This window comes from Chryseobacterium sp. JK1 (assembly GCF_050632815.1).
Classification (GTDB): domain Bacteria; phylum Bacteroidota; class Bacteroidia; order Flavobacteriales; family Weeksellaceae; genus Chryseobacterium.
Window position 1 is genome coordinate 850037 of sequence record NZ_JBODRU010000001.1, and the last position, 15212, is coordinate 865248.

The 15212-nt window shown below is 32.3% G+C and carries 10 protein-coding genes; 3 read left to right on the forward strand and 7 right to left on the reverse strand.

Annotated features, from left to right (window positions below; genetic code table 11):
- Window positions 1–12 precede the first annotated feature (12 nt).
- From ACQ76T_RS03720 to ACQ76T_RS03740, 5 genes are all read right to left on the reverse strand, one after another.
- Window positions 13–1131 carry a hypothetical protein gene (locus tag ACQ76T_RS03720; RefSeq protein ID WP_431341997.1) on the reverse strand — a complete coding sequence of 373 codons (1119 nt, stop codon included), beginning with the start codon at window positions 1129–1131 and terminating at the stop codon, window positions 13–15.
- Window positions 1132–1203: 72 nt separating this feature from the next.
- Window positions 1204–2481: a hypothetical protein gene (locus tag ACQ76T_RS03725; protein WP_431341998.1), complete on the reverse strand. Its 1278-nt coding sequence runs from the start codon at window positions 2479–2481 to the stop codon at window positions 1204–1206.
- Between the two features lie 35 nt (window positions 2482–2516).
- Window positions 2517–5516 carry a DEAD/DEAH box helicase gene (locus tag ACQ76T_RS03730; protein WP_431341999.1) on the reverse strand — a complete coding sequence of 1000 codons (3000 nt, stop codon included), beginning with the start codon at window positions 5514–5516 and terminating at the stop codon, window positions 2517–2519.
- Between the two features lie 561 nt (window positions 5517–6077).
- Entirely contained in the window at window positions 6078–7025 is a 948-nt protein-coding gene (locus ACQ76T_RS03735) for a hypothetical protein (protein ID WP_431342000.1), read from the reverse strand.
- 556 nt (window positions 7026–7581) lie between these two features.
- Window positions 7582–8610: a DUF2971 domain-containing protein gene (locus ACQ76T_RS03740; protein WP_431342001.1), complete on the reverse strand. Its 1029-nt coding sequence runs from the start codon at window positions 8608–8610 to the stop codon at window positions 7582–7584.
- Between the two features lie 248 nt (window positions 8611–8858).
- On the opposite strand from ACQ76T_RS03740, the gene ACQ76T_RS03745 reads away from it, so the two are divergent.
- Window positions 8859–8996, forward strand: coding sequence for a hypothetical protein (locus tag ACQ76T_RS03745; protein WP_431342002.1), 138 nt, complete (start codon window positions 8859–8861; stop codon window positions 8994–8996).
- Between the two features lie 311 nt (window positions 8997–9307).
- Here ACQ76T_RS03745 and ACQ76T_RS03750 read toward each other — a convergent pair whose 3' ends face one another.
- Together ACQ76T_RS03750 and ACQ76T_RS03755 are read right to left on the reverse strand one after the other, a co-directional pair.
- A complete protein-coding gene (locus ACQ76T_RS03750; protein WP_431342003.1) occupies window positions 9308–10465 on the reverse strand; it encodes a hypothetical protein in 1158 nt (385 codons plus the stop codon).
- Window positions 10466–10761: 296 nt separating this feature from the next.
- Window positions 10762–11058 carry a hypothetical protein gene (locus ACQ76T_RS03755; protein ID WP_077416141.1) on the reverse strand — a complete coding sequence of 99 codons (297 nt, stop codon included), beginning with the start codon at window positions 11056–11058 and terminating at the stop codon, window positions 10762–10764.
- Between the two features lie 518 nt (window positions 11059–11576).
- Between ACQ76T_RS03755 and ACQ76T_RS03760 the strand changes: the two genes are divergently transcribed.
- Both ACQ76T_RS03760 and ACQ76T_RS03765 read left to right on the forward strand, forming a co-directional pair.
- Window positions 11577–12110: a hypothetical protein gene (locus ACQ76T_RS03760; protein ID WP_431342004.1), complete on the forward strand. Its 534-nt coding sequence runs from the start codon at window positions 11577–11579 to the stop codon at window positions 12108–12110.
- Between the two features lie 101 nt (window positions 12111–12211).
- Entirely contained in the window at window positions 12212–15211 is a 3000-nt protein-coding gene (locus ACQ76T_RS03765) for a SusC/RagA family TonB-linked outer membrane protein (protein ID WP_431342005.1), read from the forward strand.
- Window position 15212 lies beyond the last annotated feature (1 nt).

The window sequence follows — 15212 nt, forward strand, 5'->3', positions numbered from 1 at the left end:
TTAATTTATTCTTTACCATTCCCATCTATTTTTCTTCTTGATTTCTAACGAGTTTTTATCAACGTCTTCCATTAAATTGTCTTCTGTATTTTTAGCCGGATTGTACCAATCGAGTTTTTTTTCAGCCCAATCAAGCCATTCTTTGTCTGTGGTATTAGTAGATTTCAAATGCTCAAAATACTCCTTTAGAATCATAAACTTCTTCCATCGATGGGCATCATTATAGAAATAAATAAATTTTGTAAGCTCTTCATCCTTCAATTTTTGTTTTGCTTCTTCAATCTTTCTAAGCTCCTCTCTCTTTTCACTTTCAATTTTCCACACTCTTCTATTTTCAGCCATTCTTTGAAACTCAGTTTCAACTTTTATCAAAATTTTTTCAATTTGATCTTCGACAAGTAATTTATCTGTGTCTGCAAATTCAGTCGTTCCGTATTGCACGATCTTAACTGCTAGTTTACCATTTGCTATTAAATCTCTGCTTTTCCATCCTCTTTCATTCGTTGTATCTTTAATATTGCTTTTTTCTCTAATGCATAATGTAATTTTATCTTGGTATGCGGTGAATCTTAATCCTTCGGAATCGACACTTACTCTATATCCTAAAGTTTTAAAATTCTTTATTAGATTATCTAATATTCTTAATGAACGCGAGACATTTTTTGGAGAGACAACAATATTGGGTAACCCTCCATCGGTATGAATAGTTCCTTTAATATTGGCATAATTATTAACTTTTTTCTTGCTAAGGTTATCTTGCACTTTACTGACGATTTCGTCAGGTTTGCTTAATCGTTCAGAAACCTTTAAAATTAGTGCTGAATTATTTTTAATCTTTTCCGTAGCAATCTGTTTTAATAAATTTATAGGATTAGGATCATTTTTATTTTGATCTACATAAATTTTTATCTCTTGCTCATTTTCTTGCTTAGGTAATGGTGTCTTTATTACTTTTTTTCCATACTGTAATTTTTGCCAGTATCCCATGGGTGGCAAAGGGATATCAAATTTTATACAGATTTTTCTTAGTCCGTTATCAGACAAATAAAATTCTTTAGATAATGTAGTTAGAGGTGTAGTCCATACCTTATCATAGAGTTCTGTACGTGTAAGTTTAACGACATTATTCATTATAGCTTAAATGATTGTATTAATTTTTGAAGTTTATTACTATTAAAAAATATGTATTTTAAGTATAGTTCGTTACTCAGGAAATTCATCAACATTTCTAATCTGTTCATTGTACTCTGTAAACCACCCAAGTTCTTTAATATTTGCTTTTATAATTTCTTCATCTTCTGCATCAAATTTTCCATAATTTTTATGCATTTGAATTATAAAATATGGATCTGAACTTACTCCTATTAATATAAAAGTTTGATGTCTATATTGATAATGAAAAGCAAATGTTTCAAAAATTAAATCAAACATTCGTAATAGGGAATCTTCACCCCATTGCGGGAAAAAATTGAAAAAGACAAGAGCTAAATTACCATGTTCTGTAAAGCGTCTTTTAATCATTCCTTCATTAGCATTACGAATATCATCGAAGAATTCTTCAAAGCTGATACCTACAGCTCGGCGCTGTAATCTATTTAAAGATAACAGTTCCTTTGCTATTTCCTCCATTAATGGTTCTTCCCGATTTAGAATCTCATTCATTACAAGTTCATCAACAAAATAACTTGAAGAATTTGCAAATTCTTTTTTGATTGCATTTGGTGAGCTTTTAAATGTTTCCCAGGCAGATTCTATATCAATAACTATATAGTTCTTCTCAATGTTATCAGAAATAATTTTAGGAAAGCTCCGGGTATTTGTGAAAAAGTAAGCAAGGAGATCCTTTTCAGTACCAATAATTTTTATTGAATTTTCAACAGCTTTCTTAAGATATTTGTTGTCATTTTCGTTCAAATCTTTTGGAAATGCAGGTGAAATGACTTGGACAGTTTTATTTTTAAAAAGCAATTCTCTTTTCTCCAAATAGTCAATGAAATCGGGAACAGTATTCAATTCTTCTGCGATAGTTTGAAAAGTTTCTTTATCAAAGATTGTTATAAAATTTGAGTTGCTTTGGGTTCTTGTTATATCATAGAAATCTACACCTTCTCCAAGATTGATTATTATTTTAAAAATCTTTTTGATCTGATTTTTTGGAAATTCTTCTATATATCTGTCAGGGTGCTTAATCTCTACATTTTCTTTTTTGAATAATGTTTTGTAGGCTCCATTTAACTGCCTTATAGCCTTTTCAATAGTATTGTTGAAATAGCGAAGGTGATTGCCTTTGAATTCGTAGTTCTTTACAGAGAAAATAATACATACGTCATTAAAGACAATAAGTAAATCACAAATTTCTTTCTTGTCTCCATTTTCATATCTCGGTCCTGGATAGCACCAATATTTGAAAAAAGATTTGTAAGCAATCTCGTTTACAAAATTTTCTCCTTCATCTCCTCTTATTTTGCTGTCAACTGCCATTACTTAATCTTATTATTTTACAGGTTTTTTATACATCAATTTGCTGTTACGTCATATTTTAAAAAGTTAGCAAGCACACCTGAAGGGGTTTTAGCACTTTTATTAAGAATCTTTGTATTAGCAAAAACGATAAAGTTATCTTTTGCTCTCGAAACGGCTACATTGAGCATGTTAGGTTTGTTGTCTCTATCGAAAAACAGTGTGCCTTTATCTTCATCACCATAGACCATTGAGAATAAGATAATAGGGCGTTCTGCACCTTGTAGGGCGTGAACTGTACCTATTTTAAAGTCATCAACCTTAAACCCCGCATCTTTTAAAGCCGATTTTAAGCTGTTTTTTTGTCCTGTAAATGGCGTAATAATACCAACAGCATGTTCAATCGACTTATATTTCTTTTCAATTTCTGATTTATTATCTACCAGCCAATTGATAATTGTCTTGACTTCTTCAATATTAAACCTGCTACCATTTGGGTTTCTTGTAGATTGGCCTTCAACATGAATGCAGTGCATTGGAGGGAAAAGTAAATCTTTTTTTGCTTTTCCTCTTAATGGAATAAGTTTTCCGTCATAAGCTAATATATTACAATAATTAATAATTTCATCATAACATCTTCTATGTTCTGTTAGCAGGACCCCTTTTTCATGCAAGTTTGGCTCTTTAAATCCTGATGCATTTTGAGCCATTTTCATAATACTTCCGGTAGAAGATAGAAAACCTTTAGGATCAAATTCTTTTTCGTAAATAACATCATCATATTCCTCGATAATTTCACACTTTTTAAGGTTACCGATATCAATTTTATGGGTAACGTTCCAAATGGGTTCTATCTGTTTTACATCTCCTACAACAACAGCCTGTTTAGCTAAAGAAAATGTGGCAATACCTACTTCAGGAGAAACCTGGCCTGCTTCATCAACAATGAGAAGATCAATAAAATTAAATAAGGGCGGATTATCATGTATTTTGTTGCCTTCTCCGCTCATCCTTAAAAATTTATAAAAACTGAAAAACTTTGGCGCCATGAAAAATGTACTGACAAAGCATGGTGTAAGCATTGCATGTCTTTTCCATCTGTTAATCATAGGTTCTTTCCCTTTCCCATTAAATTTGGGATCAAGAAGTTCTGCTTCAAGTTGTAGTAGATACCTTCCTTCCCAGTAATGTAAAGCCAATTGAAATGCTTTGTGGCGCAGTGAAATATCAAGTTCATCATGAAAACAGTTAGCACTTATTTTTTCTTTTATTTTTAAGTGCTCACTTTCCCAATACTTTTCTTCTGAACGTGGAGGGTTACCTTTAATTGAATTGTTATTCTTCCATAGTTTCCATTTTTCAATGGAACCAATAATCTTTTTAGCGGTATTTATCTTAGAATCTATTGTATCAAGAATTTCATTTTTCTTGAACACAAAATTTTCAGGAATTGCAATTTGGGAATCTCTAAGAATTATTTTTACTTCCGAAGCTCGGTTTTTTAGAGCAGACTGTATTCCCAGAAAGCAAAAAACTTTTCTGAAAAATGGTTCATTGTTAAAATATGTAATAATATTTTGTTCAGTTTTAGTCAGGTCCTCAACATCATTTTTGAGTACATCTTCATTGAGCAAATCTTCCTGATAATAATTGGAAACTTTCGAATTATTGAGAAGGTAATTAGACGTAAATACATGTTCGGATTGTAAGTAATCCTTCCACGTATCACCAGAGTCTTTAAGGACCTGTTCAATGTCTGAAATCTCTGTTTGTAATTTTTGTACTACAGAAGATATACTGAGGGCGGTAGAATTAAAGTATTCGTTACTTTTTTCTAAAAAATATTCTTTAGCATCTTGTAGAAACTCTAAATTTTCTATGTCGTTAAAAAGGCCGTTACCATTCAGTTTTTTATAATTAATACCTTTTAATTCAGTTTCTTTTTTACTGGTAGAGGGAAGGTAAGTAGCATAACCATCAACATCTGGAATCCATCTGCCTTGTAATTTTCCTTCTCTTGTGTTGGATCTTGAGAAACTGTCTATAATATTGGTAACTGCCTGGTTGTTGGTAGAGCATGCTAAAATAATTGGCGCATCTTCACCCCTAAGTGCGCTTTCAACCATCTTATTGGCAACTATACTTTGTAATAGCGTTGTTTTTCCGGTACCTGGTGGACCATTGACTGCAAAAACCTTTTCATTAGATCCTAAAAGAGTATTTAAACTTTTTCTTTGTGAAATGGAAATAGGAAAATCAAAACCCATCTGCCCGAGGTGCAAATCATTAGTGTTTATTAAATCAGGGACAGTGATAGGTAACTTTTCCTGATTGTTGTTTAAGGTTATGAAAGATTGTAAAAGTTCGGGAAGATTCTTTTGGTGAAGAATTTTTTCATACAGCTCTATGATTCCCATTGCTGCATTCATTTCTTCTTGTGGAAGCAGTACTATAGCATTAAAGATCGTTTCATAAGCTCCTGATTGATATTTATATAGCTCCTGACCGATAACTTTTTTAAATACATCCTTAACGTATTGTATATACTCAGGATATTTTGAATAATTTTCTTTTCCCAGGGTAGTAGCTAAATCTACTTCTTCAATATTCCCAAAAATAAATTCAGTACGTTCATCAGCAAGGGGTTCCAAATATTGTCTTTGAAACAGGGGAAACATTTCGTCAGGAATATAGAGTTTTCCATTTCTGTCTAAATAAGCAGAGTACCAGAAAGGAAATTTAGGTTTCTTATCTTTGAGATGAACAAGATGGTCTGATGCGTGCTTAAGCTTAAAGGGTGCTATTACTACAAATATATGGTCTATAGTGATCCACTCTTCATCATCTTTATTTTTAATCCCTCTTTTTTCATTGATTCTTCTTTCTTCAAAATCAATGAGCATATTGACTTTTTTAAGATCAGCAATAGAATTGTCTTCAATTTTGAAGTCTTCAATTTCAAAATGCTGGGAACCGTCAATTTCAATATTGGTATTAAGGGAGTCTGCTAAATTCTTTTTCCAGTAGGTGAGCCATTTATGATGTTCTTGATTCATTTGTGATTGGTTCGTAAAAGTCATATCAAGCTAAAATAAGATATTTATATGAGATTTTTTTATGGGAAACCGTAAAATGATTGATGGATAGAGTAATTTTTTCGTAAAATTAAATAGTAAAGATAAGGGAGATATTGGCTACTAAATATTTTTAAGTAGTATTTTCCTTTCGGAGAAAATGTATGGGAACAGCTATTAATAGATTTTTTAAAGATAAGAAATAAACTGTTTTTTACATTTGCATGGAATACCTCTGAATATGTTCTTTACAACGATTTTTAAAATATGTTTAATAAATAATTTATTACCTATTAAATAGAAGAAGCTTCATTTTATCTTTAATAAATGGTTAAAATGTCAAACAATTATATTTTTAAAATATAAGTTGATAATAAAATTTGACCAGATAATCAGCATTATAAATTTAATAGCAAACCCATCCCCAATTAACTTATTATATATCAACATCATTAAGTTACAATTTTTTTGATGTTTATTTAAAACTGATTTCCAAAACCAGAAGACTTTGGAGGATAGAGATATTTAATAATTAAAAATAATTTAAACTCTCTCGTCATAGATATTGATTCCTTGGTCAACATCATTTCTTTTATTAGACATAACCAAGTCTAAAATTACAGCTTCATCTGTTTCAAAACCACAAAATTCACATTTTAAATTTTGAATCAAAAATCCGGTGATAACTTCTTGAACTTTTCCTGAACTTATATACTCTTCTCTTACAGGTTTAAAGTACATTAATGCAGTATTTCTACATGCTGGACATTTATATTTAAATTTATTCCCAATATCATATATTTCTTCTGTCTTCAGGATTTTGGATTCTGTGTAACCTGCTATTTTTTTTAATAACTTCCATTTTCCCTTAAACTCATCCTTCATAATTGAAAATTTCATATTTAAATCTGTTTGTAAAGCACTTGAAATACTGGATAATTTTATTTGATTCGAGTTAAAAAAAGCATTTTCATTTATTTTTAATTCTTTAGCAAATGATTTTATCATTGGATAGAAATCACGGGAAATAATTTGTTTAGTTTCAACTTTATTTAGTAGCTGTAAGTCACAATGTGCAAGAATATCTCGTATGTTAGATATTGCAAATAAAATATTTTTATGATTGTAAACAGTATTTGATACAATTTGCGCCCTTAGAAGACTAGTCTTAAATGTTATGACATCTTCATTGAATTTGTCTGGTAATTCTTTGGTCTTTTTATTTTGAATAATAATTTTTTCACTGTAAATATGTTGTATAGAGTGATTAAAATTTGGTTCAATCAAAATATATAAAGGATTTACTTCAAACAATATACCTTTTAATAATCTTTCCATTCCCAGTGAGAGGTTAATTGCTATTTGTATAACATCATTATCAGAAAGTTCTTCTGTAATTTTATCTGATACATAATTCAGAAATATTTTAGAGTCTTCAATATACTTGTTCATGTATTTTGTTATTTTTTTTATTAAAAATACTTTTTTCATTTATATTTCTGATAATAACTTTAAAATTAGGTTTGTGTATTCAGATGTTTTTTGAATAGCTTCAATTTGAAATTCCGATGATACAGAATTATCTATAATGTAAATCCAATAAAATTGGATCATCCTTTTTATTGTCTATTCTGGTGCTAACTCAAATTTTTCTTTTACAAGTACATTAGGTGAGGAAAATGATGAAGATTTAGGAAGTAGTGATAGTAAAGAAGATAATAATTTTACTGACTACAAATTAAAGTTATTGGAACACTATCAAACATTTAAAAAATGTCAGATAATTTTAAAAATCTTCTTTATCCAATTGCTCCAAATAAAACAAGAAAAGATTGAAAAAATTCTACAGATACGCCATCTCTATGCCCATCGAAATAGGATTGTAGATGATAAGTTTATTAAATTTTTCCTATCAGATTTTGCGTACTGATCTGAACATCAATTGTCAATTGATGAAATTTTAAATAAAATATTTATCAGAAGTCATTGAGCGGATTGATAATGCTGCAATTAAAAAATATAACCTATCGACAATATAATCTAACTATCAGTACACATTTGGATAAGGCATTTTACGAATTTGAACATGTTTCTCTGTAATTTCTAGGATTTCAACCTTATAGGTAATATCCCGAATGACCATACCTTCTTTGAGGTACTTATTGACCTGGAATATTTTGTCACCAAATTCCTCCCTCAAGATTGTAAGGAATTTGATCAAATCTTTCTTGAATTTATCTTCCAGGAACGTGAGTTGTACCACTTCATTATTAATAGTTTCAAAATGATCAAATCTTTCATTATTGAAAAATAAGGTTGATAGAATTATCTTATTTATAGATTCTCTGGAAACTTGTAAATTCCTTGATTTAAGATCCTCTTTTTCTTTTTTGCTTTTTTCTGCAGAAATAATGTTTTCAGGACGGGAGACGGGAGAGAAGTTTTTATCACGAATTATCAGTCTCCATTCCTTTTCATAATTCCAAAACCCTTCCTTATTGGCTAGTGTATAGAATAAGGGAATATTTGCATCAACACTTATCCTCTTGCCATTTGTTTGAGTCTTGATAATATGTTTTTCGAAATCTATTCTTTTCAATTCCCCATAATTGATTGGGAAGAAGTAGGATTGATGTGCTTTGAAGCTATTAAGCAATAATTGGGTGTCAAACTCAATACAATATCCCTTTTCGTTTGTGTAATGCGTCCAAAGTAAATCATTCTTATGGGTTTCACACAGACAGAAATACCCTATGTACTGTAGGAAGTCTTTTGATATTTCGTTCAGTAAGTAATGACGATAATTCTCCTTTTGTTGCATTGGTAGTTGCATTTCATGCATATAGGTATCAAGAAAACCATCAAAATCCCATAGTAAGAAATTACCATCCATTAGGTCGTTCATTCGGTAAGAATGCCCAAAATGTACTGTTGAGTTTTCAAGAGATTCAACTGCAAAATGAGATAATACGTAATATTTGTATAAAGTTTGGGGAATTTCTATATTATCATTTATTTTGATATTAACATTCTTATCTATTGTCTCAATTGAGATTTTCTCAAAGTTAGTTTTCATGGGATGGATATAGTTTTAAGTGCGTTAAATATACATTTTTTCTTTGGATAGCATTACGAGAAACCGTATTATGTGAAAACCTATTAATGCTCCATGATTTTTTCAAAAGAATTGCTTTCTCATTTTATTGCTGAGTATATAAGTAAAATAATAAAAGAGCTTTTAAAAATATCAGTACATTATGAATTTTGATTTTGTTTCCTGAATTGTATCTGGAAAAATTTAATTAGAGTTTTTCATTTACAAGTATGTCAAATGAAGAAAATGATGAAGGTTTAGGAGGTAGTGACAGTAAGGAAGATGATAATTTTACTGACTACAAATTCGAAGATGGTATTTATTCTATTACTTTTGATGGTGAAGATGAAAAAACTTATCAAATTTAAATAGATAATTAATAAGTCAATCCAAAATGATTAAAAACGATGATATCATCTCAAACCGAAGAATTGATTTGACAGTTACATGATTTTACTCAAAAAGTTTTCACATTATTGGAACTACTTTCTTTTTGCTGTTTATGTTTAGAATGTATCCAAAGAAATAATATACCCAAAACTAAAAAAGCAATTGCAACCCATCTTCCTATCCATTCTGTTAATCTTACAAATATGGCTTTTTCAATTCTTTCTATAAATTGTATGATTGATAAACCCATAATTTACATAAATATATTTACGTTTTCCCGTATTTACGATTATTTTTGATGGTTAGGAAGTCTATTATACCATTTAATAATTGAATAACTGGCTTTATGCATAAAGCTATTTAATTCCTGAAGTTCAGATTCAGCACATTCTAAACCATTTGATACATAGTTTGATTTTGCATGTACAATTTGATTCCGTGTAGAATATAATATATCACCAAGTAAATCAATTATTCTTTCTAAAGAATCTTTATTAGTTTTATAATTAATATTTTCGGATTTTATCTTTTGCTTTTTAATTGATAGAGGCAAATATTGATAGACATCTACTAAGTCAAAAGCATTATTAAGTAAAGATTTAATTAAGTCTTTATCTCTTAAACTTCTACTGTATTTAGTTGCAAGGTCAAAAAAAGAAGCTAAATATTCTGGATCATTACTTCTTAAATTAACATTGTCTAACTTCTTTCTTAACATATCATACGCTTCAATCTTAGAACAAATAGGGGCAAAATATTCAAAAATTTTATAATAAAATAGATATTTTAAGTCTTGTGTAATAGATTCATTTGCTTGTATAAATAAGTCCATTCCGTAGTTATAGTTTTCTAATTTATTAAGATTTAAATGAGTGATATCTTCCTCATCAAAAGCATCATTATCTAGATGGAATGAGGAATAATTTATGGCTATTTCAAAAGAATTTGCTATTTCAAAAAAATATGAGCTCAGCATTTTATCTTCCTCATCCGGGGTAAGCCTAGCTTCTTTTGTAGGATATATTATTTCAACTGCGAGATGCCTACTACATGGTGGATTATATTTATTGTATTCTTGAGTTTTTGTACATGCTAATCCAATTAATAGCGGATTATCACAAATCCTCAAAACAATACCATCTTGCAAATTATGTTCAAATAATCCCAAATATAAGTAAGGGTAATAGTTATTACTTATATATATAGCTTTCTGAGTTATTGTATTTGTTATAACCTTGTTGTCATCTTTTATTTGTAATGATTCGATTTCATTTAAGCAGATTTTTATATAATCTATATCAAATCCAATATAATCATCTTCAATAGGAAAACTTAAATCAATAATTTCTGTGTTATGACCTATATCATCTTGAAAGCTTTCCAACCCAAAATCTGCACATAATTTATTAAGTGATAATTTTATTTCTTTAATCTGTTGTTTATTCATAAATATTAGTCTTTTTTACTAGTATATAAAAACTAAAACTATTTGTAATAGGTCTTTTTTGTTATACGAAATTTTATGTGGAAGGTGATAATTCTAGAAGATACAGAAATCCTTTCAAATTAAAATGTATTACACTCTTTCACTATTAAAAGAGGTGCTTTTGTCATTAAAGACAGTGGAGGTGAGAGATTGTGTTAAAATTTTATAAAAGTGGAAATGTTGAATGTTTCTATGTATCTCATTCTGAACTAATTTTACATTTGTGTTTAATCAATACCTCGATAATCTATTAGCATTTAATCAGGTATATTGATGCCTTTTGCGTTTTCAAATTCTTTAAAGAATTTTTCTAAAGAATAGCGTTCATGTCTAAGTATATTATAGATTGTGGACATTGGTACATCATAACCTTCAGGTAGCTTCAATTTTGAAATTGTGGAAGACGTAATTCCACATAGTTTAGCATATTTATTTTGTGAAACAATATTACCCTCCTGATCATAGTATTCACGGAGAAATTTGCTTTCAATAAAATTGCATAAATGTTTGTTTACTAAAGCATTTTTGCTATTCAAAACATCTTTATTTTGCATATTCACATTAATAATTATTCAAAACAAAAGATTTAAATGAAATTTACTGTTCGCTATAGCGAATGATGTTCTTTTTTTTACTATATTTGTAAAATAAGTTACAATAAATGTAACTTTGCGATACTTCAACGTAATATTAGAAGCTATTGCTTAGAATCTCACTATTGAAAACTGGTAATTTTTAAACATACGAGAGGATAGGCAGGAAGCTCACGACCTAGGCGTGGGCTCTCTTATCTGTATGTAAGGTATACCAGTACCTCAATGGTAGATATGTAGAGTCCCATGCCGTTTTTTATTTATGCAGTTCTGCTTTTCTACAATTATCTTTTATTCTAAGCCGCTTCACAAAATAGAGGTATACTGATACGGTACAATAGGAATGTACAACCTATTGCGGCTTAAGGGCTTTCACGGGAACACAAATTCATTCATATTCACATTTGGCCTTGTAGGGAGGAGCATTATGATTTCTCCTACATGGTCTTTAAAAACTATTATTTACAGTAAAACAACCATTGAAAAACAAAAACAAAGCTGTTGGAACAGTTAGAAAGAATCGTAGAAAACTACAGTGTATTGAAACTTTCTTTCAGACCCATGACCTTGTTACAGCTAAACAGATGCTCAGTTCCATCATGCAATATGCAGTCAACGGCAAAGACCGGCTAAAGAAAGAACCTTCTGTCATTTTGCAGTTTCATCAATCATTGTGCATATTCATCCATGAAGGTTATATGATCAGTAAAAAGGCAAAGAAATGGAAAGTAAATGCAGCGCCATACATCAGTTCTCCAATGATGAAAGGTTCTCTGTCTGATAAAGAATATGAAAACCCATTCTTGGTTTTTAGTAGAGCCTTTAAGGAATACAGCATTCAGGAGTTTGACTATTTTATATCCGGTATTGTCTATTTCTCACAGCAAATGTACAAATATGGACCGGAAAGCAATTTGGTAAGACCTTATATCCATCTTTCAAAGATGCTGGATGCAACTTATCTCATCTTGGAAAGAGGACTACAAAAAAGTAATAACAAAAAGATAAAATAAGAAACAGAGACAAATAAAAAAGCCCTTTTCCATACAGTTTGCAGACCTATAGAAAAGAGCACAATTAAGTCATTAATTAAATTAAAAACCTTTACAAATCTATGAAAAATTCCTATTACAATATAGGAGGCATTTTCTTTGGGCTCATGTTTACCACTGTAAGCATTACTACAAAAGCCCAGACACGCACCATTTCCGGTACCGTCACCTCATCAGGTAAACCACTCTCAGGAGTTATAATCTCCCAAGAGGGTAGTGATCAGGTAACCAGAACCGGCAACAATGGAACCTATACATTACAGGTTTCAGCAGAAAATACCGTCCTATTGTTCAGACACCCTGATTATGCAGAAGAAAAATTTACACTCACTAATCAGACCGTCGTTAATATCAGCTTAGAACAAAAAGTAAAGGGAATCGAAGAAGTTATTCTCAACGCTGGCTACTACAAGGTAAAGGACAAAGAAAGAACCGGTAGTATTGCCAAAGTTTCAGCAAAAGATATCGGAAATCAACCCGTCACCAATGTGCTCTCAGCAGCTCAGGGAAGAGTAGCGGGAGTAAATATTGTGCAGAACTCAGGAATACCTGGAGGAGGGTATGATATTCAGATAAGAGGGAAGAACAGCCTGCGTGCTCTGGGAAATAATCCGTTGTATGTCGTGGACGGGGTTCCGGTAGGAGGAGAAATGGCTTCCCAGTTTTCAGGAGCGGTACTACCTGCCAGCAGTATCAACCCACTAAACAGTATCAATCCTTCGGATATTGAGAGTATCGAGATTCTGAAAGATGCAGATGCAACCTCGATCTATGGATCAAGGGGGGCTAATGGAGTAGTACTGGTCACCACAAAGAAAGGAAAATCAGGAAAATCCTCAAGCCTAGACTTAAATGTTGGAATGTCCTATTCAGTAAGTTCTGTGATCAATAACCTCACCATGATGAAGACGGAAGATTATCTCAGGATGCGAAGGCAGGCTTATCAGAATGATGGAATCATTGTTTATCCTGCGAATGCTTATGATATTAATGGAGTATGGAATCAGACAAGACATACGGATTGGAAGAAAGAGCTCATCGGTAATACCGCAGATACTTTTACCGCTAATGTATCTCTAAGCGGAGGAAATGAAAGAACCTCCTTTCTGGTAGGCTACGGACATCACTTGCAGTCTACTGTGTTTTCCAAAGACTTTAAGTACAAAACGGATAATCTCTCTGCCAATATCAGCCACAGTTCTGAAGATAAACGTTTTCAGCTGAATGTTTCCAGCAGGTTCTCTCTTCAGAAGAACAATGTACTGAGTGAGGATATCACTAAACAGGCTTTCCTGATGGTACCTAATGCTCCTTCTTTATACCTGTCTGATGGAAGCCTCAACTGGGAGAACAATACCTTTAACAATCCGGCAGGCCTCTATAACAGTTCCTATTCCTATGAAAACAAACAGTTTTTAACCAATATGAACTTGCAGTATGAACTGCTGGAACATTGGTTTCTCAAGCTTAGTGGAGGACTAAATTATCAGTCTTTTGATGAAAGGTCACTAAAGCCTAATACCATGTATAATCCTTCATCTTATCAGGGACAGTCCAGTGCCAGTTCACAGTCTTACACCAGTGGCCAGGACCGTTTTTCATTTATTCTGGAACCTCAGCTCAATTGGCAGATGAAGAAAGAACGTCATTCACTGGATGTACTGGTAGGAATAACCTTTCAAAAGGAAACAGCTTTGCTCGGGTCCATGATAGGAATTGGATTTGAGAGCAATGCTTTTATAGAGAATATAGGAGCAGCAAGGACCAAGATCATTACCGATCAGATTAAAACAGAATACCGGTATGCAGCTTTCTTTGGAAGAGTCAATTATCAGTATGCAGGAAGATATATCCTGAATGTAACCGGAAGACGGGATGGAAGCAGCCGCTTTGGTCCCAGCAATAAGTTTGCGAATTTCGGGGCGGTGGGGGCCGCATGGATATTCTCTCAGGAACCTTTCCTGAAAAATAAGAAATGGCTGAGTTTTGGAAAACTCCGTACCAGCTACGGAACTACCGGAAGTGATAACATAGGGGATTACGGGTATCTGGATACTTATGATCTCTCAGAATACCTGTATAACAATACCGCAGGACTGAATCCGTCAAGGCTTTATAATCCCAATTACAGCTGGGAGAAAACTACGAAACTGGAAGCTGCTTTAGAGCTGGGGTTTATAAAAAACAGAATCAATCTGACCACAGCATGGTATAAGAACCGTTCTTCCAGCCAGCTGGTAGGCTATCAGCTACCCTCTATAACAGGGTTTCCAAGTGTGCTGGCCAATCTGGATGCGGTAGTGGAGAACTCAGGCTGGGAACTGGAACTCTCGGCAAAACCTTTTTCTAGCGGATCTTTTCAGTGGGAATCAAGTATTAATATCAGTTTTCCTAAAAACAAGCTGGTTTCTTTTCCGGGACTTGCAGGCTCTACCTATGCCAATACGTATGTCATAGGACAGCCTATTACTTCGGTAAAGGTATACCAGTATGAAGGGATTGATCCTGCTACAGGATTGTATCGCTTCAAAGATTTTAACGGCGATGGGAAGATCACGGCTCCTGATGACAGGCAGACTGTTGAGAATATCGGAGTACGGTACTTTGGAGGCTGGAATAATACCCTTCGGCTAAAGAACTGGAACCTGTCCTTTCTTTTTCAGTTTGTCAAACAGAGAAACTGGAACTATAACAATATCATGCCCATTCCGGGAACGATGAATAACCAGCCTCAAGAAGTACTGGATGTATGGTCCCAGGATAATCCTGGTGGAAGCTACATGCCCTATTCCTCGGGGAGTAACGGAATCAAGAATCAACTCCATGTCTTTTTTATGAACAGTACGGCAGCGGTGTCTGATGCCTCTTTTATAAGGCTTAAGAATCTGGAATTGGGGTATCAGGTTCCTGTAAAGGGAACATTTAAAAGTGTGAAAGTCTATTTTCAGGGTCAGAACCTATTAACCTTTACGAAATACTTCGGGCCTGATCCCGAGTTTAGGAATATTGGCTACCTGCCTCCTTTAAAAACCTATTCACTGGGTGTTCTGATTTCACTGTAAT